Annotated in this window: 18 protein-coding genes and 1 tRNA gene; 16 read left to right on the forward strand and 3 right to left on the reverse strand. The window is 36.0% G+C overall.

Translation table 11 applies throughout. The features are described from left to right. Nucleotides 1–105 precede the first annotated feature (105 nt). From BM179_RS13370 to BM179_RS13425, 11 genes are all read left to right on the forward strand, one after another. The gene (locus BM179_RS13370) at nucleotides 106–1,320 is read left to right on the forward strand and encodes a DUF2130 domain-containing protein (protein WP_092017648.1); all 1,215 of its coding nucleotides are present in this window, start codon (nucleotides 106–108) and stop codon (nucleotides 1,318–1,320) included. A 95-nt stretch (nucleotides 1,321–1,415) separates the two neighbouring features. Beyond that, nucleotides 1,416–2,543, forward strand: a complete 1,128-nt coding sequence (locus BM179_RS13375) for a restriction endonuclease subunit S (RefSeq protein WP_092017649.1) — start codon at nucleotides 1,416–1,418, stop codon at nucleotides 2,541–2,543. Nucleotides 2,544–2,572: 29 nt separating this feature from the next. Further along, nucleotides 2,573–3,919, forward strand: a complete 1,347-nt coding sequence (locus BM179_RS13380; protein ID WP_092017650.1) for an ATP-binding protein — start codon at nucleotides 2,573–2,575, stop codon at nucleotides 3,917–3,919. Nucleotides 3,920–3,956: 37 nt separating this feature from the next. Next, on the forward strand, nucleotides 3,957–5,426 hold the full coding sequence (locus BM179_RS13385; protein WP_092017651.1) for a type I restriction-modification system subunit M: 1,470 nt from the start codon (nucleotides 3,957–3,959) through the stop codon (nucleotides 5,424–5,426). Between the two features lie 111 nt (nucleotides 5,427–5,537). Then, on the forward strand, nucleotides 5,538–8,942 hold the full coding sequence (locus BM179_RS13390) for a DEAD/DEAH box helicase family protein (RefSeq protein WP_092017652.1): 3,405 nt from the start codon (nucleotides 5,538–5,540) through the stop codon (nucleotides 8,940–8,942). Between the two features lie 50 nt (nucleotides 8,943–8,992). Beyond that, on the forward strand, nucleotides 8,993–10,093 hold the full coding sequence (locus tag BM179_RS13395; protein ID WP_092017653.1) for a hypothetical protein: 1,101 nt from the start codon (nucleotides 8,993–8,995) through the stop codon (nucleotides 10,091–10,093). Nucleotides 10,094–10,202: 109 nt separating this feature from the next. Then, nucleotides 10,203–10,535 carry a helix-turn-helix domain-containing protein gene (locus BM179_RS13400; protein ID WP_092017654.1) on the forward strand — a complete coding sequence of 111 codons (333 nt, stop codon included), beginning with the start codon at nucleotides 10,203–10,205 and terminating at the stop codon, nucleotides 10,533–10,535. Then, a complete protein-coding gene (locus BM179_RS13405; RefSeq protein ID WP_092017655.1) occupies nucleotides 10,532–10,951 on the forward strand; it encodes a hypothetical protein in 420 nt (139 codons plus the stop codon). The genes BM179_RS13400 and BM179_RS13405 overlap by 4 nt, the downstream gene beginning before the upstream one ends. Continuing rightward, nucleotides 10,941–12,071 (forward strand): hypothetical protein, encoded by a 1,131-nt coding sequence (locus BM179_RS13410; protein ID WP_143095226.1) that lies wholly within the window; start codon nucleotides 10,941–10,943, stop codon nucleotides 12,069–12,071. The genes BM179_RS13405 and BM179_RS13410 overlap by 11 nt, the downstream gene beginning before the upstream one ends. A 391-nt stretch (nucleotides 12,072–12,462) precedes the next feature. Next, nucleotides 12,463–12,882, forward strand: a complete 420-nt coding sequence (locus BM179_RS13420; RefSeq protein ID WP_092017658.1) for a hypothetical protein — start codon at nucleotides 12,463–12,465, stop codon at nucleotides 12,880–12,882. 3 nt (nucleotides 12,883–12,885) lie between these two features. Further along, nucleotides 12,886–13,158 (forward strand): hypothetical protein, encoded by a 273-nt coding sequence (locus BM179_RS13425; protein ID WP_092017659.1) that lies wholly within the window; start codon nucleotides 12,886–12,888, stop codon nucleotides 13,156–13,158. A 125-nt stretch (nucleotides 13,159–13,283) separates the two neighbouring features. Here the strand turns inward: BM179_RS13425 and BM179_RS13430 are convergent, their stop codons facing one another. Together BM179_RS13430 and BM179_RS13435 are read right to left on the reverse strand one after the other, a co-directional pair. After that, the gene (locus BM179_RS13430) at nucleotides 13,284–17,570 is read right to left on the reverse strand and encodes a S1 domain-containing protein (RefSeq protein WP_092017660.1); all 4,287 of its coding nucleotides are present in this window, start codon (nucleotides 17,568–17,570) and stop codon (nucleotides 13,284–13,286) included. Nucleotides 17,571–18,164: 594 nt separating this feature from the next. Beyond that, nucleotides 18,165–18,238: transfer RNA gene (locus BM179_RS13435), tRNA-Asp, on the reverse strand. 118 nt (nucleotides 18,239–18,356) lie between these two features. Here BM179_RS13435 and BM179_RS13440 point away from each other — a divergent pair. The 5 genes from BM179_RS13440 to BM179_RS13460 all read left to right on the forward strand — a co-directional run bounded on the left by BM179_RS13440 (nucleotide 18,357) and on the right by BM179_RS13460 (nucleotide 23,942). Then, nucleotides 18,357–18,878, forward strand: a complete 522-nt coding sequence (locus tag BM179_RS13440; protein WP_092017661.1) for a DinB family protein — start codon at nucleotides 18,357–18,359, stop codon at nucleotides 18,876–18,878. A 67-nt stretch (nucleotides 18,879–18,945) separates the two neighbouring features. Beyond that, entirely contained in the window at nucleotides 18,946–19,719 is a 774-nt protein-coding gene (gene dapF / locus BM179_RS13445) for a diaminopimelate epimerase (protein WP_092017662.1), read from the forward strand. A gap of 308 nt (nucleotides 19,720–20,027) precedes the next feature. After that, nucleotides 20,028–20,972, forward strand: coding sequence for a 3-oxoacyl-ACP synthase III family protein (locus BM179_RS13450; protein WP_092017663.1), 945 nt, complete (start codon nucleotides 20,028–20,030; stop codon nucleotides 20,970–20,972). A 470-nt stretch (nucleotides 20,973–21,442) separates the two neighbouring features. Then, nucleotides 21,443–23,197 carry a phospho-sugar mutase gene (locus tag BM179_RS13455; RefSeq protein WP_092017664.1) on the forward strand — a complete coding sequence of 585 codons (1,755 nt, stop codon included), beginning with the start codon at nucleotides 21,443–21,445 and terminating at the stop codon, nucleotides 23,195–23,197. A gap of 238 nt (nucleotides 23,198–23,435) precedes the next feature. Then, the gene (locus BM179_RS13460; protein ID WP_092017665.1) at nucleotides 23,436–23,942 is read left to right on the forward strand and encodes a hypothetical protein; all 507 of its coding nucleotides are present in this window, start codon (nucleotides 23,436–23,438) and stop codon (nucleotides 23,940–23,942) included. A gap of 59 nt (nucleotides 23,943–24,001) precedes the next feature. Here the strand turns inward: BM179_RS13460 and BM179_RS13465 are convergent, their stop codons facing one another. Further along, entirely contained in the window at nucleotides 24,002–25,603 is a 1,602-nt protein-coding gene (locus BM179_RS13465) for a peptide chain release factor 3 (protein WP_092017666.1), read from the reverse strand. Nucleotides 25,604–25,773: the final 170 nt, after the last annotated feature.

Raw genomic sequence — 25,773 nt, forward strand, 5'->3', positions numbered from 1 at the left:
ATTATTGATATAAAATTAATGAAAATATCGCCAAAACAAAGGTTTTTAGCATTGGCATAAGCTTTGAAGATGTATTGACATCATTAAAATTTAAACAACCGTATCATGAAAAATCAAATACATTGCCCAAAGTGTAACCACGAAATCAATATTGAAGCTGTCTTGGCTGAACGCATTGAAAATGAACAAACCGCTAAGTTTGCAGCACGAGCGAAAGAGCTTGAACAGCGAGAACTATCGCTTATCAACGATAAACAGAACTTGCAAAATCAGGTGCAAGCTTTACTAACGCAGGAAAAGGCTAAACTTACTCAGCAATTAAAGGCCGAAATAAATGCTCAGAATGCTTCTGCTTTAACTGATTTGCAAAAGGAACTCAGCGAAAAAAGTAAACAAGTAAGCGAGCTTAAAAAACAAGAAGGTGATTTGCTCAGACAAAAACGTTTGTTGGAAGAAGCTCAGGCTGGTGTGGAGTCAGAGATTGAAAAAAGACTGGCAAAGGAACGTGAATCGCTAATTGCTCAACTTCAAGAAAAAGTACTTAATGACAATGCAATGGCTATCAAGCAAAAAGACATTGTAATTGAGCAAATGAAAAAGCAAGTGGAAGACATGAAGCGTAAAATGGAACAAGGTTCTACTCAATTGCAAGGGGAAGCTCAAGAATTGGTTATTGAAGAACTATTGAAAGCTACTCACCCTTTTGATACCATCGAAGAAATCAAAAAAGGTGAAAACGGGGCGGATATTTTACAAAAAGTACGTAATCGTTTAGGACAAACCTGTGGGAGTATTCTTTATGAAAGTAAAAGTACAAAGGTGTTTTCTGACACTTGGGTAACGAAACTAAAAGAGGATATACTTTTGAAAAAGGCGGATTTAGGTGTGATTGTTACCAAAGCATTGCCCAAAGGTGTTAGTAGTTTTGAGATGCGAGAAGAAAACTTATGGATATGCTCGTTTGACGCTCTCAAAGCACTTACTTTTGTACTAAGAGCATCCTTGCTTAGGGTTGACGATGTTCGGATTGTACAGGCAAATCAAGGCGAAAAGTCTAAAATGTTGTACGAGTATTTGATGAGTAACGAGTTTAAAAGCCAACTCAAAGCTGTACACGATACTTTTGCCAACATGCACGCCTCCTTGATTAAAGAGAAAAATGCTTCTATCAAGAACTTTAAAAAACGTGAAAAAGAAATTGACCGTATTATGCTGAACCTCTCGGGAATAGTAGGCAGTATCAACGGAATTTCAGGGCAAACCGTGGCAGAATTTGCCGAATTTGAAATTATGCCAGAGGATATGGCTTTATTAGAATAAGCTCTTTTTCTACCTTTGTCTTTCGGTATAAGACAAAGGTAGAATTACTCATTTGTAAAAAGGCTAAAAACACAAAACACCATTAGACAAATTTTATGAATTGGAAGAAAGTTAAGTTAGGAGAGATTATTAATGTAAAAACTGGGAAACTGGATGCCAATGCTCAAATTATTGGAGGGAAATATCCATTTTTTACTTGTTCACAAGAGTCTTTACAAATTGATACATATAGTTATGATTGTGAATGTGTTTTAATTGCTGGAAATGGAGATTTGAATGTTAAGTATTTTAATGGAAAGTTTGACGCATACCAAAGAACATATATTGTAGAAAGCCGTGATAAGATTATTCTTGATGTAAGGTTTTTATACCATTTCATGTCAAAGTATGTAGAGAAACTACGATTAGATTCTATTGGTGGAGTTATTAAATATATTAAAATAGGAAATATTACTGATGTTTTAATCCCTCTCCCCGACCTTGCCACCCAACAACACATAGCCCAAGTATTAGACCAAGCCGATGCTTTACGCCAACAAAACCGTCAGCTTTTGGGCTATTACGATGAGCTTTTGCAAAGTACTTTTATTGAGTTGTTTGGTAAAAATGCCAAAGACTATGATTCATGGACATTGGAGAAAATTGAAAATATTGTTGAAAATAAGAAAGGAAGCATGAGAAGTGGTCCTTTTGGAAGTGACTTACTCCATAGTGAATTTGTTGATAGTGGTGTTTTCGTGCTTGGAATTGATAATGTGGTTCATAATCGTTTTGAGTGGGCAAGGATGAGGTATATTACAGAAGAAAAATACCAGAAATTAAAAAGATACACGGTTTTTCCTGGTGATTTACTAATTTCAATCATGGCTACTGTGGGAAGAGTTGCTATTGTTCCGCAAGATATGCCCCTTGCAATTAATTCAAAACATTTAGCTGCAATAACATTAGATAAAAGTAAAGTTAATCCAATGTTTATAGCATATAATCTTCACTCAAACCCAGAGGTGACAAGACAAATTGCGGCAAGAGGAAGAGGGGCAATTATGGAAGGGCTTAATTTAGGATTAATTAAAGAAATGAAAATCAAAATCCCTTCCCTTCCCCTCCAGCAACATTTTGCTAAGATAGTGGAGGAGATAGAGGCACAGAAAAGTTTGGTACAGCAATCGTTGGCGGAGAGTGAGGCATTGTTTGAGGGGCTTTTGGCAGAGTATTTTGGGTAGGTTTTGTATCTTTTTGTAAATTTTATCTTATGGAAGAAAGTCAAAATATCGAATGGAAAGAATCGTGGCGAGACGAATACATTAAATGGATTGGTGGTTTTGCCAACGCCTCTGGAGGTCAACTTTTTATCGGTATCAACGACAAAGGCGTGATTGTTGGTTTACCCGATGCCAAAAAACTATTAGAAGAAATACCTAATAAAGTACGTGATATTTTGGGCATTATCGTGGACGTTGACCTAAAAACAAGTCCTCAAGGCGACTATATTGTAATCAGTGTAGATGCTTATCCATATCCAATCAGTTATAAAGGGCAATATCATTATCGTAGTGGTAGTACCAAACAAGAATTAAAAGGAGCAGCTTTAGATAAATTTTTATTACAAAAACAAGGCAAACGTTGGGATGCCGTACCAGTACCTCATGTTTCGGTGAAGGATTTAAGCCTCGGTGCTTTTGATTATTTCCGAAACAAAGCCATTAAGTCGAATCGACTTACCGAAGAAATTTTGCAGGAAAGCAACGAAACCCTACTCGAAAAACTCCATCTGACCGAAGGACAGTATTTAAAACGAGCGGCAATTTTGTTGTTTCATCCCGACCCCGAAAAATACGTAACGGGTGCTTTTGTAAAAATTGGCTATTTCCGTACCGATGATGACTTATTGTTTCAAGACGAAATACACGGGCATTTGTTTGAGCAAGTTGAAAAAACACTCGATTTGCTGTTGACCAAGTACCTCAAGGCTTTCATCAGTTACGAGGGCATTCAACGAGTAGAAAGATTCCAATTTCCCGAAGCCGCTCTTCGTGAAGCCCTACTCAACGCCATTGCCCACAAAGATTATAGCAGTGGCATTCCTATACAAATCAGTGTGTATGCCGATAAAATCATTTTTTGGAATGAAGGCACATTGCCCGAAAACTGGACGGTTGAAAATCTTAAGCAGAAACACGCTTCACGACCATTCAATCCAAGTATTTCAACGGCATTTTTCCGAACAGGTTATATCGAACAATGGGGACGGGGTACAATTAGGATTATTAATGAATGTATCAATTACGGTCTTTCAGCCCCTACATTCAACTATGACTTTGCCAGTGTAATGCTTGAAATCAGACAAAAAGAAATAGCGATGTCGGAGAAAAATGTCGGAGAAAACGCCAAAAAAATGTCGGAAAAGGTGTCGGAAAAGGTGTCGGAAAAGGTTTTAAGTTTGATTGTGGTAAATGCTGACATAACAACAGCCGAATTAGCAAAAAAATTAGGTATAAGTACAAAAACTATTGAGAGAGCTTTAACAAAACTCAAAAAAGAGAATAGGATAAAACGGATAGGCGGTAGAAAAGAAGGTATTTGGCAAGTAATAGTATAAATTTAAAATTTAACACTCAAAACTCATCATTATAAAGATGCTTACAGGCGAAAAACGCTCACAAATAGATAAAATCTGGAATGCCTTTTGGACAGGCGGAGTTTCTAACCCTCTTACCGTAATTGAACAGATTACGTATTTATTATTCATCAAAAGGCTCGACGAACTTCAAGCCGCCAAAGAGCTAAAAGCTAATCGTTTGAATAAAGCCATAGAAGCACCTATTTTTGACGAAACACAACAAGAATTGCGTTGGAGCTATTTCAAAGACCGTGAAGCCGACGATTTGTACCGACTCTTTACCAAAGAAGAAGGTGTATTCGATTTTATGAAAAATATGGGGCAGGAAAACTCATTCAGTCGCTTTATGAAAGGTGCAACCTTTATGATACCTACATCCAGACTATTAACTCAAGTAGCGGATTTACTCAGTGATGTATCGATGACTTCACGAGATGCCAAAGGGGATATTTACGAGTACTTGTTGTCTAAAATTGCCACGGCAGGCACAAATGGGCAGTTTCGGACACCACGCCATATTATCAAGATGATGGTGGACATGATGCAACCAACACCGCAAGATACCATTTGTGACCCCTCAGCAGGTACTTGTGGCTTTTTGGTAGCCTCAGCCGAGTACATTCAAGAGCATTACGAAGAACGCTTTATTACAGATTCAGATTTCAGAAAGCATTTCAACGAAGATATGTTTATCGGAACTGAATTTGATGCAACCATGATTCGGATTGGTTCAATGAATATGTTGATGCACGGTATCGAAAAGCCTAATTTGGTAGATGTTGATGCACTTTCGGAAGGGAATAGCGGTTTTGTGAACAAAGCCAGTTTGGTTTTAGCCAATCCACCTTTTAAAGGAAGCCTCGACCACGATGCCGTAGAGAAAAATATCATTTCGATTGTTAGCTCCAAAAAAACGGAATTGTTGTTTTTGGGTCTGATTCTTAGAGGCTTAAAAATTGGCGGACGTGCGGCGGTAATTGTACCCGACGGCGTATTGTTTGGTTCGTCGAAAGCGCACGTACAAATCAGGAAAGCCATCATAGAAGAGCATCAACTAAAAGCTGTAATTTCGATGCCTTCGGGCGTATTTAAACCTTATGCAGGGGTGAGTACCGCCATTTTAATTTTCTCAAAAACCAATTCGGGCGGTACAGATAACGTTTGGTTTTATGATATGCAAGCAGATGGCTACAGCCTAGACGACAAACGTCAAGAAACACCTGAGAATAATGATATTGCAGACATTGTAGCTCGCTACCATAATTTAGCCCAAGAGCAAGACCGCAAACGCACGGATAAATCTTTTTTTGTACCATTAAATGAAATTCAGGTAAATAATTACGACCTTAGTATCAACCGTTATAAAGAAGTAATTCACGAAGAAAAACACTATGAAAAGCCCGCAGTTATTCTTGAAAAAATACATCTTTTAGACATCGAACGCCAAAAAGGTTTATCAGCTTTAGAGGCTTTATTAAAGATTTGAAAATGAGAGAATTTGAAAATTTGAAGATGAGTTTAACTTGAAAATGAGGATATTAAATCTATTTTCAAATTATCAAATCTTCAAATTTTCAAATTATAAAATTACCTACACATGAACACCTCTAACTTTGCTTTCCTCATCAACGATTGGTTAGAAATCTACAAGACTGCCCAAAAAGCTGAAAGTAACGTTTATAACGAACCCATATATGCTGCTTTATTGAGTAGAAAAGCCCTAGAAGAAATGCTGACATGGCTCTACGACCATGATAGTACCTTGGCATTGCCCAACAAAAGTCCAATCAACCTGAATGATTTGATTTGGGAGCAAAGTTTTCAAAAAACTTGGGGAAAACACTATGGTAAAGAGTTGAGTTTTATCAAAAGTAGAGGCAACGATGCCGCACATAAAAGTATCGGTATTCCAAGTAATGAAGCCCTCGCTTGTGTAAAATACTTGTTTCGGTTTTGTTTTGCCGTAGCTAGAACCTTTTCCGAAAAACAACCTGCCTATCAGGCATTCGATGAAGAGCTAATTAGCCAAACATCTTTAGCTCTCACAGAAAAAGAGATTGAAAAAATACGCAAAGAGGTATCAGAGCAAAGAAGTATAGAACTGGAGCGAAGAACAGCAGAACTCAATCAAACACAAGAAGAATTAGAGAAAATTCGCTTGCAGTTGGCTCATTATCAGAGAATAAGCCAGCAGAACGGTGAGGTAACATCCCCATTGGTGCTTTCGGAGAAAGAAACCCGAAAGCTGTATGTTGACGTAATGCTACGCCAGTCGGGTTGGGATATTGAAGCTCAAAACGTACAGGAGTTTCCAATACAAACTACCGACGAAGCCAGTAAAAAGACCACAACACTAAAGGCTGATTATGTACTCTGGGGCAATGATGGTAAACCTTTGGCTGTAATAGAAGCCAAACGCACCAGTGTAGCCGTAGAAAGAGGAAGAAACCAAGCCAAGTATTATGCCGATGCCCTTGAACAAACGTATGGTCAGCGTCCAATTATTTTTTATACCAATGGTTATGATACTTATTTGTGGGATGATGCCCAATATCCACCACGCAAAGTATTTGGCTTTTTAAATGCAGAAGAACTACAAAGAGTTTTTGTACGAAAAGCGCAACGCAATGTACTGAAAGAGCAAAAGGTAAATCAAAGTATTGCCAACCGATACTATCAAGAAAGAGCCATTAGAAGAGTAGCTGAGCGATTTGAGCAAGAAAAACAACGTAGGGCTTTGTTGGTCATGGCAACAGGTACAGGCAAAACGAGGGTTTCAGCCGCCATTGTAGATATGCTTACCAAGGCACGATGGGCAAAAAAAATCCTATTTTTAGCAGACCGCAACGCATTGGTAACACAAGCCAAAAATAACTTCAATCAATATTTGCCGAATCTCACAGGTATCGACCTCACCAAAGAAGAGGACGACGGTAAAGCACGGATTGTGTTTTCTACGTATCAGACCATTATTAACCGCATAGATAGCGATTATCGTAATGAAAAGCGGTATTATGGAGTCGGGCATTTTGATTTAGTAATTATCGACGAAGCACACCGTTCTATTTATGACAAATACGGTTCGGTGTTCGAATACTTCGATGCCCTTTATTTAGGTTTGACAGCTACCCCCAAAAACGAAACAGATAGAGATACTTATGCCCTCTTTCATCATTTGCAAGAAGAGCCAACCGACGCTTACGAGTACGAGACCGCCATTGCTGATGCGTTTTTAGTACCCGTAAAGAAAATTAAATTACCACTCAAATTTCCAACGCAGGGCATACGCTATGCCGATTTATCAGAAGAAGAAAAGATAGAATGGGAAAGGAAATTTTATGACCCTGCTACGGGAGAAGTCATCGACGAAATAGATTCTGGTGCGATTAATCAATGGCTATTCAATCAAGATACGGTTGATAAAGTGCTTCAATCGTTAATGGAGTATGGGTATAAAGTAGAAGGAGGCGACAAATTAGGTAAAACCATCATCTTTGCTCGCAATCATAAACACGCAGAATTTATATTTGAGCGGTTCTATCAGCTATATCCACATCAGGATACTGCTTTTGCAAAAGTAATTGACAATTACGATAAAAATGCCGAACGAAGTATTGATGATTTCAAAATCAAACAAAAGTATCCTCAAATTGCTATTTCTGTTGATATGCTTGATACGGGTATTGATGTTCCCGAAATTCTTAATTTAGTATTTTTCAAACCTGTATTTTCAGCAGCAAAGTTTTGGCAAATGTTGGGAAGAGGTACAAGGCTTTGTAAGGATTTATTTGCCCCAGATGAAGATAAACAAAACTTTTTTGTGTTTGATGTTTGTGGTACATTCGATTTTTTTGGACTTAATCCCGCTGGTATCATTCCAAGTAACTCAATGTCTGTCACAGCTAATACCTTTGTTTCAAGATGCGAATTAGTGTTTTTGTTACAAACACAAGGTAACGCTCATCCTGATAGTGAAGACTTCGCTTTAGCAAAAGCATTGGTCGAAACCCTTCAAAGCCAAGTAAGCAACCTCGAGGCCAATAGCGGTTTTGAAGTTCGATTACATCTCAGACAGGTAGAACACTATAGTAAAATCAGTAGTTGGAGTTCTCTAAAAAACAACGACTTACAAGATTTACGAGAACATATTGCCCCTTTAATCCAAAACGAAGAGACAAATGAATTAGTCAAACGTTTTGATTTAATGATGGTAAAAATGCAATTAGCCATTCTAAGAAACGAGCGGTCGCAAAGAGGCTACGTTGAAAAGCTCAAAGTCATGGCTGGCGAATTGCTGAGAAAAGCAGACACAGTACCTTCTATTGCTCAAAAAAAGCCTATTTTAGGAATGTTAGTGCAACAAGAATATTGGGAAACGATGTCTATCCCAAGCCTTGAGAACGTGCGTGTTGAAATACGAGATTTAAGTAAATTGATAGAGGTCAGTTCGGGTAAAGGTATCTTTTACACGAATTTTCAAGATGAAATTACTGCTCCTTTAGTGGTCGAAGACTTCGCTGGTAGCTATGGGAATTTTGAAAGCCATTATGCAAAATTGAAAAAAATCGTTTTAGAAAATGCTAATAATCTAACCATTCATAGGCTTCACACCAATCAAGCCATTACAAGCTTTGAATTAGATGCCCTTGATAAAATGCTATTCGAGCAGTCGGGTGTAGCAACGCATGAAGAGTTCAAGAAAATCATAGGAGACAAGCCACTTGGTGAATTTGTTCGTTCAATATTGGGTCTGGATCCTCATTCTGTAAGAGAAGCTTTTTCATCTTTCCTTTCTAATGGCCCATTAACATCAGAACAGATAACGTTTATCGAATTTATCATCAAGCAATTCACAGCTAACGGTAAAATAGACCCCGAAATGCTTTTTGAGCCGCCTTTTACTCGATTCCATGAAAGCGGTGTAAGTGGTGTTTTTCCGACTCATGACCAAAAAATTATCCAAATCATTGAGGAAACCAATCGTAAGGCAATGGTTGGGTAGATTACAGATAAAAAAAGACTTTAGCCATTTTCTATTAACTCAATGTAACGATGGAACAATATAAAATTCCTAAACCTGAATTTAATTTGAATTATCAATTCAAAAAAGTAGAAGATTTTGCCAATCTCAGAGTTATAGATGTTCTTTGGATTCTAACAATGAATTCTTATAATTTAGCTTTAACAGGAATAAGACTACAACATGAAAAGTATAATCATGCGACTAAAATAAGTGCAATTGAAGCACAAAAAACAAAAGAAGAAATAGAGGAATGGATAAATTATTACCTAAAAAAAAATAGTCCATTTTGGCTTATTTTAAAGAAAAATTATGGTCAAAGCATTAAGGTATGTTTAAATGAGATTGCATTGTTGTTTGAAATGGCTGAACAAAATCCATCACTTTTTAAAGACCTGACTCCTGATGCCAATTACTTCTTAAAAAAAATAGTTTATTCGGGTTTTTATAAATCAATTAGGAAAGGAAAATTTCCAACCATTTTTCAACGTATATATTTTCTATTTTTTGTTGATATAACGTCCAAACCCAAAGGCTATGAAAAATACTTTTATCCGTACTTCACAAGAGATTTTTTGAGTTTAGTGATTACAATTATAAAAAGAGACCAGCAAGAGTTTACACCAAAATTAAGTGTATTAATTAATTCAATGTTTGGTAAAGAGGCTTTTGAAATCTATACTCATTATGCAATAAATTATATGAGTCAGGAAGGAGAACTTGGTATTTTGTTTCAAACTAATAATGATAAGTTGGAAATTGAAGAAATACAGCCTCCCATTCCTATAAGTTTAGAGCCACCCTTTATATCAAAAGTAAAAATGACCCAGTCACAGATAGTTTTACTATATTATTACTTTTTTAAATACCATGGATTAGAACCAAGAGTAAATATAGACATTTCGCCATTGGCTCGTTTTATTCACTTAACAACAGAGACAACTTTTACAAAAATTCAAAATTCTGATATTTACAGTAAATTACAGAAAGCTCCTAACTTTAAAACCGATAAAGAGTTAATAAAAGACCTAAATGTAATAAAAGAATATTTCAGAGAACATGAATTTCACGATATCGTTAAACTAATTGATACTGAGATACATATGTCGGAAAAGTTAATTGGTAAGAAATAATTACAACAAAATAGGGTGTTCCTATAGGGTACCCCTACACTTAAAAAACCAATAAAACTTTGTGTCATCGAAAGGGACAACGAACTATTCCCCTGAGTAGACGACACAAATGGAAATATCCTCCAAATTAATCTTAGTAACTCCAGAAGAATTAGTATCTCTAATTCAGCATTCCGTTCGCCAAGTCATTGCTGAGCAAACACCAAAATCTTTAGGAACAGCCGACAAGCCTTTGTCGATAGATGAAGCTTCTTCATTTTTAAATATTCCTAAATCAACACTGTATCAATTTACTTCCTCTAGGAAAATTCCTTTTCAGAAAATTGGAAAGAAGATTCTTTTCTTCAAAGCAGACCTTATCCAGTGGGTCGAATCTGGTAAAAAGAAAACTCGAAAGGAAATAGAAGAAGAGGGTTTTGGTAAGAAAGGAGGCTTACGATGAATAATCCTCATAAGCAAGCAGATACTAAAGCTTTTGTTTTGTATTGGGAGGAAGCATTTGCTCAAAGCTTTTTTCATGTAGAAAAACTACTTGATGCTAAATGTAAATATCTGGAAAAGCTGAGAAAAATGCTTTTTGATGAAATGAAGGAAGATGTCTCTATGAGAATTAAAAATTTAGAGACAGAAATCAATCAAATCATTGGTCTATTGGATATGGTACAACTTCTAAAGAGGGCATATCTTGAAGAAACGGCACAAATCGCGTCACTTTTGTCGAGCTTAACGTGTGAAAAACAAGTGCTACTACTTCAAAATCAGGAATTAAGGGAGCGTAATGATTTACAAGATAATGTCATTAATCTACTTCTAAGTCGATGTTTTACAACCCTAAATGAAGAAAATAATGAATACTGATAAATATAAGCAATACCTCAATCCTGAACAGATTAGCGGAGTAGTTCATGAAAAGAATAACCTTGCAAAGATACTAGCAACTCAGGAAAAGATACAATCTAATAGCTGTAAAACGATTGCATTTAGTTCTCCCATCATTACGTATAATAAAACAGGTATTATTTTTCCTAACACGATAAATATTATTCAAGGTAAAAAGGGTGTACACAAATCAAGGTTAACGGAGATTTTTTGTGGATTGATGTTGCAAAGAGATATTACCCAATCAAGCCATCGGTTTTTAGGCATGAAACGAAATGCTATGCAGAAACCAGTTGTGCTTTATGTCGATACAGAACGTAATATCAATGACCAATTTCCTTATGCTATTCAAAAAATCAAGCTACTTTCAGGCTATTCGATAGAAGATAAACCCGAAAATTTAGATTATATATCGTTAATTGATATTCCTCGAAGTGAGAGGTTTGATACGTTAAATGAGTATATCAAAAGGTTTAGAACTCGATATGAGATATATAATCTCTTCATTGTGTTCGATGTTGTGACTGACTGCGTTGAGAACTTTAATGATGTAAGAGAAAGCCTTAGACTTGTTGGCATGCTCAATGAAACCATTAATACTTATAATGTTACTTTTCTTTGTGTAATTCATGAAAATCCCTCAGCAGGTAACGACAAAGGTCGTGGACACCTAGGTACGGAATTGAATAATAAGGCTTCACAAGTTATACAAATAGGCTTTGAAAAAGATAATCAAGGAAACGATACAGACTTGATACGTTTAAAGTTCTTACACTCAAGAAATACCAAGAGATTAGACCCAATTTATGTACAGTACTCTGAAGAATCGAAGGGGTTAGTCCTTGCTAGTAATGACTTTATTAATGAAAAGCTAGCCATGAAGAAAAATAAAGCACAGATAGCAGATATTCAAAATTGGCTTACAGATAACTTGAAAGAACCCAAAAGTAAAAAAGAGTTGATTGTGATGATTACGGAGGCTTTTGATTGTGGTTCGAGGATAGTTGAGGATAGACTCAAGGAACTAGATGACAAGGGATTTATTGAACGATTTACGGTGGAGAAGAGTGCACATTACAAATTAATTATTCCATTTTAACATGTTCGCACTCGCAAAGTCATGTATATGGGTCTGCGAATGTGAGCGTATAAAAGCTCTTAATATTATGTCTGATACAAATAAGTTTCCTCCAATGAATAGAACGGAGTTAGCTCGAAAATATAAGGTAAGCCTACCTACTTTTAATAAATGGCTTGGATTAATCTCGAATCTTGTTCTGATTGAAAATCAAAGGATATTTACCCCTAAGCAAGTGGAGTTAATCATAAACCATCTAGGGGAGCCCCCGGACTGACTGGTGTAAACATCATGAATTAACTTTAATTAATTCGAATTAACACATATTAACCCTCGTTAACCCAAAGTCGGTTTTCGAGGGTTAATTATTTTTAAACCAGTAAGTTAATAACGATTAATCTAACAATAAGCAATGAACGAAATTAGAACAGGGAGAGCATTACAGTTGGAAGGACTCCAATATGCTACCAACAAAGTAACCTTAGGCTTCAAGTGCGAAGCTCGAACTAAAATAGAATTGGCACAAGAGGCTCAGCTAATGGGAATGACTTTGAGCGAGTATGTAGATACTATCATATCAACCCGAAAGCAGCATACAAAATCAAACAACAACTCTGAGTTGCAGACATTGTTATCTCAACAAAAAGCCCACCTTCATCATTTTAAAAGGAAAGTCGATTTTTATGAAAATGAGTTATTGCAAAACGCATTTCAACTGCGTAAAGGCCAGACTCTCGAATACAGAAATATCTATGGAGAGACCGTAAGTAAAACGATTACCCAGATTGAGGATATTTACACCATCTTATTAGACACCATTAAACTCTCGTAAATCATGTTTGAAATAATTTCTAATCCATTTGAAAAAGCAGGCGAAAGTCTATCAGGTTTAGCAATTGAGAAAGCTATTGATGTGGTCATACCATCTACCAGTAAAGGTTTTAGTTGGTGGGGGTTTCTATTTTTCTTCCTACTAATTGTTTTTGGCGCTGGCCTTTATCTTGTTTATTTCTATTTTCCTAAGAAGAAAAAAGAGGAAGGGAAGAAGAGGTTAGAAGCGGCAGAGAAGGTCAAGGGACAAATATTATTGAATCCCAATATGGTTTAAGCTAATTGTTAATCATTTCTCTTTAACCGTTATGATAATTATTAAATCATAACGGTTAAAGAGAGATTTATTTTGAATAACTGTACAAGTTTAAATAATTCACTAGCAATTTTAATAACTAAATTCTACTTAATAAGATTTAACCTGACTTCGGATGCCTTATAATTTCCATATATATCAGTAGAAGGAATACCATTCTCAAAATAGACTTTAAATTGAACAGAATCCCCATTTGATAATCCATCTAAGTCTAAGTCTTTTAATCTATTCTCATTGAAAATAGTATCCTTATCTAGTGAACTTACGATGAAACCAAAACCTTTATTTTTTTTAATTGATTTTAATGTACCTTGATATTCTGTATTTGGTGTAGGTATGTAGTTTTCTTCTTTATAAACTATTTCATTGTTTTTTTGGGGGGGCTTGGTTACGTGTTTTCTACTGTCTGGTAAATCTATCTTTCCTATAATAGTCAAGCCTTTTAGCTGTTCTGTATCTTTTTTTTCTAAATTCTCTGTACTGAGCTCATTGTTTACAGAGGTAGAGGTTAGAGGCTCTTCATTATCTAAAGTTTCTTCTATTTCAATATATTCATTTTTAATCTGTTCTTTAACCCTTTCTTTTTCAATTGGAATCACAGACCACGCTTGGATTTGGTCGTAGCGAAAACCAACGTAGAATTTTACTCTATCAGTTTTATTTCTTTCCGTAAAAGCTCCATGACTAGGAACAAAAAAAGCTTCTAATCCACAATCTAAAGTTATAGTACCTGTTTGTGGACTTATAATATCTTTTATTCTTCCTGTTGTTTCTGCTAGAAGGTGTTTATTTGAATCAATAAAACCTGGTTTAAAATCTACAAATGACTTATGACTGACTATTTGTTGAATACCTACACCTTTACCGAACCATTCAAAACAAAATTTTTCATTCTTTTGAATTGGTAATTGTTTGATTTTTTCCTTCATATCCTTTACTAATTGAACACTTGAAGGGTCAAAATTTCCGCTTTGTATGGCCTTTATAGCATTCATTACGTATAAGTAATAATATGCCTCCAACTGAGATAGGATACTTTGCTGTGTATTTTGTGACCAAGCACTTATCTCTACAAGACATTGCTCAATACTTGGTGGATTTTTAAAAAAACGATTTGCTTGAAGCCACCATTTAATATTCTGAATATTTGCTGCGTCGTCTATAAAATTTGCTCTTAGAAAACTTATACACTCCTCTAACTCATTTTGTGACACTTTTTCCCAAGCTATTGATATATCTGACCGGTTTCTATAGCTTTGGTGTGATAATTTTGAATAAAGCAAGTGTGTAACATACATTCTTCTGTAAAGTGGACGCATAAACTGATAGCCAGATGGGGTGTTTTTTACTAAATTTTCATATTTACTTTTTGCTTTAAAATGGTCGCCTGAAATCGAAAATACCTTTTCTTCACATTTATAAATAAATTCGGCGGATTTAATAAATCTAGCTTTCTCTTCTAAAGTCTTTGATTGCTCAATGACAAATAAAGCATTTTCAAGAAATAACTGAGCTTTATCATATCTTTCAAGATACCATTGATTTTTAACGCTGTTTAGAAAATCATCTTTCGAAGTAGCTTTATTGATTTTGAACCCAAAATCGAGAGCATTAAGGATAACTCTCATTGCAGATTCATACCCATAAATATTTTTTCCATCATGCATAATGGAATCTTCAAAAGTTTCAACTGCTTGGTCTGTTAATGCTTGAATTTCGTACTCAGCCTCTTCCGAGGATAGTCCCATTTTTTCGAAGTCACGAATATAATTTTCCGCCTTTTTTCGGTAACACATACCTAGTGTATGTATAAGAGTTGAATTATTTTGAATTTCGAGTGATAATTTGGCCTCATTTATTGCTTTATCATAATTTTTTATTCCAATCTTATCGTCATACAGATAACGAGCATAATGAGCATGGAACGCCTCTTCATTAAGATAGGTCTTAGTTAAAGCTTCAAAAATAGCTTCTCCATCAGAAGTATTTGATAAAGACGTGATTGCCTTCGTAAAACTTTCATTATTTCCTCCCTCTCCATCTTCTCCATTTCTGGTAATGAATAATGTCAATAAAATCTGTTTAGTTTCTTCATCAAGGTGAGGAATAGCTGTACCAATATACTTTATGAGGTCTAAAAGCCATCGAGCTAAACCACTTTCCCAGTTTTGCTCAGAATCAGTTCCTCCTAAAATGATTTTCATTGCCCGTTCACCTAATATAACATATCTTGGTCTCCAAATATTTAGATTTTCATCTCCTTCCCATTCTTCATGCAATAAGTCTAAAATAGGACTAGCTTTTAATATTTTTTGTAAGTAGCAATTATGCCTATCGACACCTAAAAGAGACGTGAATAGTTCAATTGGGGTAGATTTTTGCGTGAAATGGTGTATCAGACAAATAAAACCAACTAATTTTTTTTGCTCGGTGCTGGCCTCGTGAAGACATTGTGTAATATATCCTTTAATATCATAATTTCTACCATAGGCGGTTAGTGCATATAATACTGCAGAAATATAATTAGGAGAAGTATGATAATTTATTTTTATATTTTGAATATGTTCCTTGCGAGGTGGTACTAATAAACTAAACTCTCTTTCAAACATAGGAACTTCATTTACCTCCAATTGAGACTTTAAAGTAAACTTTCTATCCTTCGCTGAAGCTATTATTCCTCGTTTTACTTGTAAGATTACTGCTTTTTTATGGTCGTTTGATAAGTCACCATAAAGTTTTTGATAATCTCTAACCTCAAAGGTTTCTAAAACAATCAATAGTGGTAGACTACCCCGTGTATATGTATCAATTAAAATCCTTAACCCATCAATTGTTTTTTTATGTTCATATTTGCGTAAAATAACGACAGGAAAATCCGATGATAACTCAAAAGCCATACGACGGGCGAGAGTTGTTCCTCCTGCACCGGCTTCATGTATAAGTTCTAAAGATTCCAGTGTGTTTCCATCTAACTTCTCTCGAAGTTTTTTCAAGAGACTTTGCGTTGCATTACGAGACTTATCTTTTTGTTCATATAAATCCCTCCAAGATATAGTAGCTCCCTTGAAAAAAGCTTCAGGCTCTTGATTTGTATTTGGCAAATTTTCAATTCCCTTAAAAATTACATCAATTCCCAAAGTATGTAGATAATCGAAATGGTCTTGTGTTAATGTGATGAAAGTTCTTGTTTTGTCTTCTTTACGTATGGGTACTAAAATTTTGTTTTCAGAATGCTGATTGTCAGATTTTTGAAAACTAATACTTTTATTTATACCCTCCGCAATTTCTTCCGCCGATATATTTATAATTTCAACATTATCATCAAGAATGTCATAAGACTCAGAACCTATTGGGCAAATAATAAATTTTAGGTTTTCTTCATCCTTTCTATTAAACTCATTAATTATGAAGTTTGTATATCTAGGTGAAATCCCAAGCATTACCACAAATCTGGTTCGAGGCCTTGAACCTTTGTTAAATTCTGTATATAATGTATCTGATAAATATGTCTTATAATCTTTTTTCCAATCTTTGAAATCATTAATAGGCTGAACAATATTACAATCTCCATTTGCAAAAAACCAGTAATGTGGAAATTCAGCATCAAAGTCAGGTTTAGTTGATTTCAAAGTAAATGATTTTTGATATCCAGAACCTTTTAATTTATTAAAATGATAAAGCAAGCCCATTTCATTTAAATCAGATTTCGGATTAAAGTCAAGTACCAAGCGCCAAGGTAACTCAGTAAAAGCCGCGATGGTATCTGGATTTTCTGAAATCGATTCTGGTGATACAAGAATATACTGATACCTTCTGTTAAAATCGTGACAAGCAATAAAAAACTCACGCCATTTCTCGTGCGACTCAGAAAGATACTCCAAATCAGGTTTTCCATCTAGAGCATTCTGTATTTCTTTCGAAATAGGTTGATTAGTTACGTTATAATACCATTCTATTAGTGGTTTAATATTATTATGACAAGTTTCTAATTCTTGTTCTGTAACAATCTTTTTTACACTATTTACTGAGTGAGATGAAGGATTAGTAATATTCCTTAATATATCAAACTGATTTTTAGTAATGGGATTATTCTTAAAAAAATCTAAATCCCAAAGGCATTGAATCAAATCGATAAACTTTAGTGTTTCTTCGTTAGAAGTTGTTTTCTTTTTACTAGCCGAAGGAATATTCATGCTCCGATTTTGAATAATTTTCATTCCTTCAGCTTCTCCTTTATTGTACATTATACAAGCTTTACAGATGTACTCCCCTGTAATACGTGCGTCATTACTGTTCAATACTTTGCGATTGTAGTTATCAGTCCAATATGAGAAGTGCTTTTCAATTTCTTTGTTTATTTGAGCTAAAGTCATAGTTAATTAAATTTGTTTAGAACTTGTTTTTTTATAATCTACCACTCAATGCAAAATGTCTACGAAGTAAGTATGATAGTAAAATCAGTAGAATCTTTAATTAGACTGGGCATGAGTATGTTTAAAATTAAATAAGTTTTCTTAAACCTTCTAAACTGCTATGTATATTTTGATGAATTAGCGATATATATAGTCTAACAATAATTAGTTTATTACACTCATCGAAGTTTGATGAAAATCAAAAAATAATAGAGATTATATGTGAAAATCTAGGTTTAACTACAAGCTCAAGGTGTAATAAGGTGATGTTTGAAATAGAACATACCAATTATATTCCACTAGTTTTGATATATTTCTTAAGAAAATAATTTTTGTGACTCAAATTGTAACAAGGGCTGTTAACGAGTCATAAAAAACTTTTGATACAGTAAAATATAGTGATTAGTTGTGATAACTCAAATTGTAGCTTTTATGAAAGTACTAAGATAATTAATACAATGCAAAGTTTAAACTATGTTTAAACCGAAAAATATGGTTTAAACCAATATAAACAAAAAAGTCTCACAATCTATTGATTATGAGACTTTTACTCAGCGGTCCGGACGGGACTCGAACCCGCGACCCCATGCGTGACAGGCATGTATTCTAACCAGCTGAACTACCGGACCATTTTAATTTTCAACTTTTAGTATCTCATTCGCTACTTCGTTGCTGAATTGTGATGCAAAATTAGGCGAATTATCCGACAATGCAATACCTTTGTCAAAAAAAAATTGAAAAAAAATTATGAAAAAGCCTCAAATCAGCGAGTATCAGCAGAATAAATACTTCTCTTACTACATTGAATTAGTTGACTCTGAGAACGTTATTGACACACTTACAAGTCAGTTTGAGAGGGTAAAAAATTTGTATAAAAATTTACCTGAAGAGAAATATTTTTTCAAATACGCAGAAGGAAAGTGGAATTTGAAGGAAGTTTTAGGGCATATTACCGATACAGAACGCATTTTTGCTTATCGTTCTTTATGTATTGCCCGCGGAGAAAAGCAGGCTCTTCCTGGTTTTGATGAAAATGAATACATGACTTTTTCCAATTTTAACGAACAAACCATGGAATCATTGATTGAGCAGTATTGTTCTGTCAGAGAAAGTTCCCTGGCACTTTTTAAATCTTTTTCCGAAGAAATCAGTGCAAGAATGGGTACAGCCAATGGCAATGGCGTCTCGGCAAGAGCTTTAGTCTGGATGATTGCCGGACATGAAAAACATCATTTGGAAATTTTGAAAGAACGATATTCGATTTCCTGATGTTATTACCGATATAAGCATTTTAGGGTACGCTTTGTATCCGGGTCTGATAAATATTAAAGTCAAAATGAAATTTTATAAATATCAGGGAGCTGGAAATGATTTTGTAGTGATCGATGACAGATCCTCTGCTTTTCCGGTTTCTCAGGAATTAATTGCCAGTTTATGCCATCGTCGTTTCGGAATAGGAGCTGACGGAGTGATGCTTTTACAGAATGCCTCCGGATATGATTTCCGTATGGTTTATTTCAATGCCGACGGCACAGAAGGAACAATGTGCGGAAACGGTGGCCGCTGCCTCGTACGCTTTGCCCATGATTTAGGTGTAATCGGCCATAAAACTACATTTATTGCTATTGACGGGGAACATGAGGCTTTAGTTTCTCCTCAAAGTATTTCGCTTAAAATGATCGATGTCTCTTCTGTTGATCAGACGGCAGCATATGATTTTATGAACACCGGTTCTCCTCATTATGTTGCTTATGTGGAAAACCTTGAAAAATATGACGTTGTTAAGGAAGGTAAAGCCATTCGCTATGGAGAGCCTTTCGTAAGTCGCGGAGGAACAAATGTCAATTTTGTGGAAGTTCTGGGAGATCACAGTCTTGCCGTACGCACCTATGAAAGAGGCGTGGAAGACGAAACTTACGCCTGCGGAACAGGAGTTACTGCCTGCGCTTTGTCTGCGAATTTACGATACGGATTTGAAGATTTTGTAGATGTTAAAGTTTTGGGAGGAGATCTCAGGATTGAATTTAACAGAACTGACGACAATACTTATGAAAATGTCTGGCTTATCGGACCTGCTGAAAAGGTCTTTTCAGGTGAAATTAATGTTTAGTAGAATCGATGAATGAATTAAATAAAAGTACATGGATTTCCGGAAAAACCAGAAAGCCATTCGCTTTTGTCAATTTAATACAAAAAATATCAATATAGTACAAAATAGTACTGGACTTTGATAAGAAAAAATTGTATATTTTTAATTTTTCATTGTACTATCCCAAAACATTACTTTCCTTTGTATCGAATTTACAGAAAGTTTTAATACGTAATGGTTAAACTGATGATAGCACACCAAGATTTTGATGTCCTACATAGTAAAGTTACGAAAGACATATAACCAAAAACTAACCGAAAACATATTCCATGTTTATCAACACTGTTGCCAGTTACCTTCCGGAGCAAGTTATCACAAACGCTTATTTTGAACAACTCAACGGTTTAACTGACGAGTGGATTATCGAACGTACGGGAATCCGTCAGCGTAGAAAAGCCTCATCTGAAGAGAACACCAATACAATGGCTGTAATGGCCTCATTAAAAGGACTTGAAAGTTTACCTTATGATAAAAACGAGATTGACCTTATTGTCGGAGCAACCTACACACCTTATGATGTAATTGCGACAGTTGCACACGCTGTTCAGCATGCCATTAATGTTCCCGAAATTCCTGTTGTCAGTATCTCTTCAGCTTGTTCTTCTTTACTGAATGCCATAGAAATTGTTCAGGGTTATTTTGCCATGAATAAAGCCAAAAGAGCATTGGTAGTAGTTTCCGAACATAATACTGCTTATAACAATGAAGATGATACCAAAGCAGGTCACCTCTGGGGTGATGGTGCAGCAGCATTATTCATTTCTAAAGAAAGGCTTTCCGACAGTGACTGGGAAATTAAGGATGTTATTACCGGAGGAGCCGGAACCATTGGCAAGGCAATGGAAGGTGTTACCCTTAAACCACTCGAAAGAGGGCTGATTATGCCTTACGGAAAAGACGTTTTTATCAATGCTTGTACGTATATGCCAAAAGTGAGCAGACAGGTCCTTGAAAGAAACAGTCTGGATATCAGCGACATAAGCTATATAATTCCTCATCAGGCAAACCTGAGAATCACTAAAAACGTGGCTGGAACCTTACAGGTACCCGAAGAAAAGATGATTTCAAATATTCAGTATCTTGGTAACACCGGCTGCGCAGGATGTGCCATTGCTCTTGATGAAAATAAAACTAAATTTCAAAAAGGTGAGAAAGTTGTTATCACCGTTTTTGGCGGAGGTTATTCTTACGGAGCTATGCTCCTTGAAGTTTAGTTTAAAATAAAAAATACAGAAAAGAAACGGTCAGGAATAGAAAGTATTCTATCCCTGACCGTTTCTTTTCATCCACTCAGATATTAACCTGAGAACAAATATTTAACGATTTCCTGTCGCAATACTCAGAACCCAACTCCCCGAAACTTTTCTTCCCGAAACTCTTTTTCTGCGTTAAAACTCTCTTTTGAAATTAAGTATTTTCTCAAAAAAATTCTTATTATTGTTAATTGTTTCCTCCTGTTCGGGAAGGATTTTATCTTTCATGCTCAGATTTTCTAAACAATTTCAAACAGATTTGCCTATGAATAGAACCTCATCGTACCGCAATTATTTGCATCAAATTCGCTATTGACTCAGGTGAAATGCAAAATTGTTAAATTAATCGCGGGTCAGTTTAAAAGAAATAATAATTTCTATATTTGTTTTCAATTTCCAGTTTTAATCAAAATTTATTTAACCGAAAAGCTATGTCCACAGGCTTAGATGCTCTTACTCAAAAAAACATTAATGCTTGGTTATCAGGCAACTACGACAATGAAACAAAGGCAAAAATTCAGAGCCTTTTAGATGAAGGGAAGGAAACAGAGCTTACTGATTCTTTTTACAAAGACCTGGAATTTGGTACCGGAGGAATGAGGGGCGAAATGGGAGTTGGAAGCAACAGAATGAATAAATATACGGTTGGTGCTGCCACTCAGGGTTTTGCTAATTATCTGAAATCTAATTTCCCGGATCAGGAAATTAAAGTAGCCATTGCACATGATTCCCGGAACAATTCCTCATTTTTTGCCAGAATCTCAGCTGACATTTTCTCTGCCAGTGGTATTAAAGTTTTCTTATTTAAAGAATTAAGACCCACTCCGGAACTTTCTTTCGCTGTCCGCCATCTGGGCTGCCAGGCTGGTATCGTGATAACTGCTTCACATAACCCACGCGAATACAACGGTTATAAAGCTTATTGGGCTGATGGCTCGCAGGTAGTTGCTCCGCATGATAAAAACATCGTAGCGGAAGTAAATAAAATTCAGTCGGTTGATGAAATTAATTTTACCGGAAATGAAGATCTGATTACGCTAATCGGTGAAGAAATTGATGATGAATACCTGAAAACCATTCAGGCAAACAGCATCAATCCAAAAGTAATCGCACGCCAGGAAGGACTCAAAATTGTTTACTCTTCTATTCACGGAACGGGTATTACACTTGTACCAAAAGCCTTACAGCTGCTTGGTTTTGAACAGGTTACCGTAGTTCAGGAACAAGCTGAACCAAATGGTGATTTCCCTACAGTAATCTATCCGAATCCGGAAGAAACTGAGGCAATGACTTTGGCGATGAACCTTGCAAAGCAGATTGATGCCGATTTAGTAATCGCAACGGACCCGGATGCTGACCGTGTCGGAGCTGCCGTAAAAAACCCGAAAGGAGAATGGGTTTTGCTTAATGGTAATCAAATGGCAAGTTTGATTATTTATTACCTTCTGAAAGCATGGAAAGACGCAAACAAGCTTACAGGTAAGGAATTTGTTGCCAAAACGATTGTTACGACTGAAATTATTGATAAAATGTGTGCACTTCAGGGTGTGAAGTGTTACAATACCCTCACAGGCTTTAAATACATCGCAGCAGTTATCCGTGAACTGGAAGGTAAGGAGAAATTTATCGGAGGCGGTGAAGAATCATACGGCTATCTGATTGGTGATGCGGTACGTGACAAAGATGCTGTTGCTTCCTGTGCAATGATCGCCGAGCTGGCTGCCTACGCCAAAGATAATGGCAAGTCGCTATTCGACTTCCTTACTGAAATGTACATGGAGAATAATTTCTATTATGAGGGACTTATTTCTCTTACCAAAAAAGGAAAGGCCGGTGCGGAAGAAATTCAGCAAATGATGTCCAGTTTAAGAGCAAATCTCCCGGCTTCTGTGGCAGGATCTGAACCTGTGACTGTATTGGATTATAAGAACTTAACATCGACAGATCTGAAGACCGGAGTGGTTTCGGGTATTCCGGAAGGGCTGGGGATCGAGTCGTCAAATGTAATTCAGCTGATCCTTGCAGACGGTTCAAAAGTATCTGCTCGTCCGTCAGGAACGGAGCCAAAAATCAAGTTTTATGTTTCAGTAAATGCTCCGCTTACCAAGCCGGAAGATTTTGACAGTACATTATCAAGTCTGAAAGCTAAGGTATCTGCTATACAGGAAGATCTGGGTTTAAAGTAAACATAACATCTTTTTTCACATCTCTGAAAACAAGGCCTTAGAGCCTTGTTTTTTTTTGCCCTGATAGCGTATTTCTACTGTATTTTGAGGGAAAGATACGGGTATTGCTACCGTTTACTAATTTATAGATTTAGAAGTCATTAAAATAACATTACTTTGTGAGGTCATGCTACAACACTAATAGACTAACAAAAAGCATGCTTCTAAATCAATTTTTAACCTTTTAATTTTTCCACTCATGAAAAAATTACTTACTCTTACGTTTATCATCGCCGCGGTTCTCATTTCCAGCAAAGGGTATTCTCAAGCTTACAAAAATGGCGATAAATTATTAAATCTTGGTATTGGTTTAGGAACTTATGGCTATGGCGGCTTAGGCTTTGGTGGCTCTTTTGAAGTAGGCGTAACTGATGACATCAGTGTTGGTCCATTAGTTGGCTATTCCGGAACAACTTCTTTCGGTGCAAATTTCTCCGTTTTTACAATTGGAGGCCGTGGTTCTTATCACCTTAACAATTTAATCAAATTGGACAACGATAAAGTTGATCTATATGCAGGTTTAGGACTTGGTTATAGAAATATAAAATGGGATTATAATGGCCTTGGAGGAGACAACTACGGAAGTGGTGTTCTTTTGTTAGCTCATGTTGGTGGTCGTTATTACTTCACCGATAAAGTTGCGGGTTTTGCTGAACTTGGATCAGGTTTCGGTACCCTTCAGCTGGGTGTGGCATTCAAGTTTTAATTCATAAAACTTGTAGAAATGAAAAAGGAGAACTTTTAAAAAGTTCTCCTTTTTCATTTCTATGCTTCTACTGCTCTCTTAAACTCAGAAGTAAAATGGAATTGTATTTCCGGGTTATTCTGGATATTCATTCTTAGAATCCATTCAGATTCTGCTAAAAACACAAAATTGCCATCTTTATCCTGCGCAATCTGCTGGCCTTTCAGTCTGACAAACTCATTCAGTTTCTTCTGATCTTCGGACGTTAACCAACAGGCTTTAGAAATACTCTGCCCGTCGAATCTACATTTTGCTCCGTATTCATGTTCTAACCGATACTGAATTACCTCATACTGAAGTTCTCCGACCGTACCTACAATTTTACGATTTCCTAACTGAGGCTGAACAAACAACTGGGCAACACCTTCATCTGTAAGTTGCTGAATTCCCTTCTCAAGCTGTTTAGACTTCATCGGGTCAAGGTTTATCAACTCTTTAAATATTTCAGGTGAGAAGCTTGGAATACCCTGGAAATTTAAATCTTCTCCTTCTGTCATTGTATCACCGATTTTAAAATTTCCAGTATCATACAAACCAATTACATCTCCCGGGAATCCTTCATCTACCACCTCTTTATCCTGAGCCATAAAATTATACGGGTTATTAAACCTCAGGTTTTTATCAAGACGAACATGATGATAGAACTTATTTCTTTCAAATGTCCCTGAACAGATTCTCAAAAAAGCAATCCTGTCTCTATGCTTAGGATCAAGGTTTGCATGTATTTTGAAAATAAACCCACTGAATTTTTTCTCCTCCGGCTCCACTACTCTCACATCAGTCTGACGCTTCTGAGTACTTGGCGCTATTTCAGTAAAAGTATCCAGTAATTCCTGTACCCCGAAATTGTTTACCGCTGAACCGAAGAATACCGGAGCTACACTACCGGAAAGATATGTTTCACGGTCAAATTCATCATAAACCCCTTCAATTAACTCAACATCCTCTCTCAACTGGCGGGTATCTCTCTCTCCTACTCTTTTCAGCAATTCATCTGAATGAATATCCACAGAAACGACTTCTTTTTCAATCTTCGTTTTATTGGCATTGAAGAGATTCAGTGATTTTTCATATAAATTGTAAACCCCTTTGAAATTTGCACCAATATTAATCGGCCAGGTAAGCGGGCGAACATTGATGTTTAATTTCTGCTCTAATTCATCTAAAAGGTCAAAAGGATTCTGCCCCTCTCTATCCATTTTGTTGATAAAGATAATCACCGGAGTATTCCTCATCCGGCAAACCTCCATAAGTCTTTCAGTTTGTTCCTCCACACCTTTTACACAGTCAATTACCAGTATTACCGAGTCAACAGCTGTAAGTGTTCTGTAAGTATCCTCCGCAAAGTCTTTGTGACCCGGCGTATCCAGAATATTAATTTTTAAATTATTATACTCGAAAGTCATAACCGAAGTCGCCACAGAAATACCTCTTTGACGCTCAATCTCCATAAAATCGGAAGTTGCCCCTTTCTTAATCTTATTTGACTTTACCGCACCTGCCGTTTGGATTGCTCCCCCAAAAAGTAAAAGCTTCTCTGTAAGAGTCGTTTTTCCTGCATCGGGGTGAGAAATGATTCCAAAGGTTCTTCTTTTATGTATTTCGTCCTGAATATTTGCCATTTGGTTATATTAATGCATCCCTGTCCGGATGTATTCTGATAAAATTCTTCTATAATGTTTCACAAAATTACGCTAAAAAAAATAAACTGCCACAGGTTTTAAGATTGATGAATTACTGAAAAAGTAAGTTTGTCTGTTTCTCAACAAAAAGTCCCCTCAGAAATACATCT

This window comes from Pseudarcicella hirudinis (assembly GCF_900115665.1).
In the GTDB taxonomy this organism is placed as follows: Bacteria; Bacteroidota; Bacteroidia; order Cytophagales; family Spirosomataceae; genus Pseudarcicella; species Pseudarcicella hirudinis.

What these genes read in the sequence shown, in the direction of transcription:
- BM179_RS13450 (WP_092017663.1), top strand. Translation starts at nt 20,028, where the DNA reads ATGTTTATCAACACTGTTGCCAGTTACCTTCCGGAGCAAGTTATCACA.
- BM179_RS13400 (WP_092017654.1), top strand. Translation starts at nt 10,203, where the DNA reads ATGGAAATATCCTCCAAATTAATCTTAGTAACTCCAGAAGAATTAGTA.
- BM179_RS13420 (WP_092017658.1), top strand. Translation starts at nt 12,463, where the DNA reads ATGAACGAAATTAGAACAGGGAGAGCATTACAGTTGGAAGGACTCCAA.
- BM179_RS13375 (WP_092017649.1), top strand. Translation starts at nt 1,416, where the DNA reads ATGAATTGGAAGAAAGTTAAGTTAGGAGAGATTATTAATGTAAAAACT.
- dapF (WP_092017662.1), top strand. Translation starts at nt 18,946, where the DNA reads ATGAAATTTTATAAATATCAGGGAGCTGGAAATGATTTTGTAGTGATC.
- BM179_RS13430 (WP_092017660.1), bottom strand. Translation starts at nt 17,570, where the DNA reads ATGACTTTAGCTCAAATAAACAAAGAAATTGAAAAGCACTTCTCATAT.
- BM179_RS13405 (WP_092017655.1), top strand. Translation starts at nt 10,532, where the DNA reads ATGAATAATCCTCATAAGCAAGCAGATACTAAAGCTTTTGTTTTGTAT.
- BM179_RS13465 (WP_092017666.1), bottom strand. Translation starts at nt 25,603, where the DNA reads ATGGCAAATATTCAGGACGAAATACATAAAAGAAGAACCTTTGGAATC.
- BM179_RS13425 (WP_092017659.1), top strand. Translation starts at nt 12,886, where the DNA reads ATGTTTGAAATAATTTCTAATCCATTTGAAAAAGCAGGCGAAAGTCTA.
- BM179_RS13460 (WP_092017665.1), top strand. Translation starts at nt 23,436, where the DNA reads ATGAAAAAATTACTTACTCTTACGTTTATCATCGCCGCGGTTCTCATT.
- BM179_RS13440 (WP_092017661.1), top strand. Translation starts at nt 18,357, where the DNA reads ATGAAAAAGCCTCAAATCAGCGAGTATCAGCAGAATAAATACTTCTCT.
- BM179_RS13410 (WP_143095226.1), top strand. Translation starts at nt 10,941, where the DNA reads ATGAATACTGATAAATATAAGCAATACCTCAATCCTGAACAGATTAGC.
- BM179_RS13380 (WP_092017650.1), top strand. Translation starts at nt 2,573, where the DNA reads ATGGAAGAAAGTCAAAATATCGAATGGAAAGAATCGTGGCGAGACGAA.
- BM179_RS13385 (WP_092017651.1), top strand. Translation starts at nt 3,957, where the DNA reads ATGCTTACAGGCGAAAAACGCTCACAAATAGATAAAATCTGGAATGCC.
- BM179_RS13395 (WP_092017653.1), top strand. Translation starts at nt 8,993, where the DNA reads ATGGAACAATATAAAATTCCTAAACCTGAATTTAATTTGAATTATCAA.
- BM179_RS13370 (WP_092017648.1), top strand. Translation starts at nt 106, where the DNA reads ATGAAAAATCAAATACATTGCCCAAAGTGTAACCACGAAATCAATATT.
- BM179_RS13390 (WP_092017652.1), top strand. Translation starts at nt 5,538, where the DNA reads ATGAACACCTCTAACTTTGCTTTCCTCATCAACGATTGGTTAGAAATC.
- BM179_RS13455 (WP_092017664.1), top strand. Translation starts at nt 21,443, where the DNA reads ATGTCCACAGGCTTAGATGCTCTTACTCAAAAAAACATTAATGCTTGG.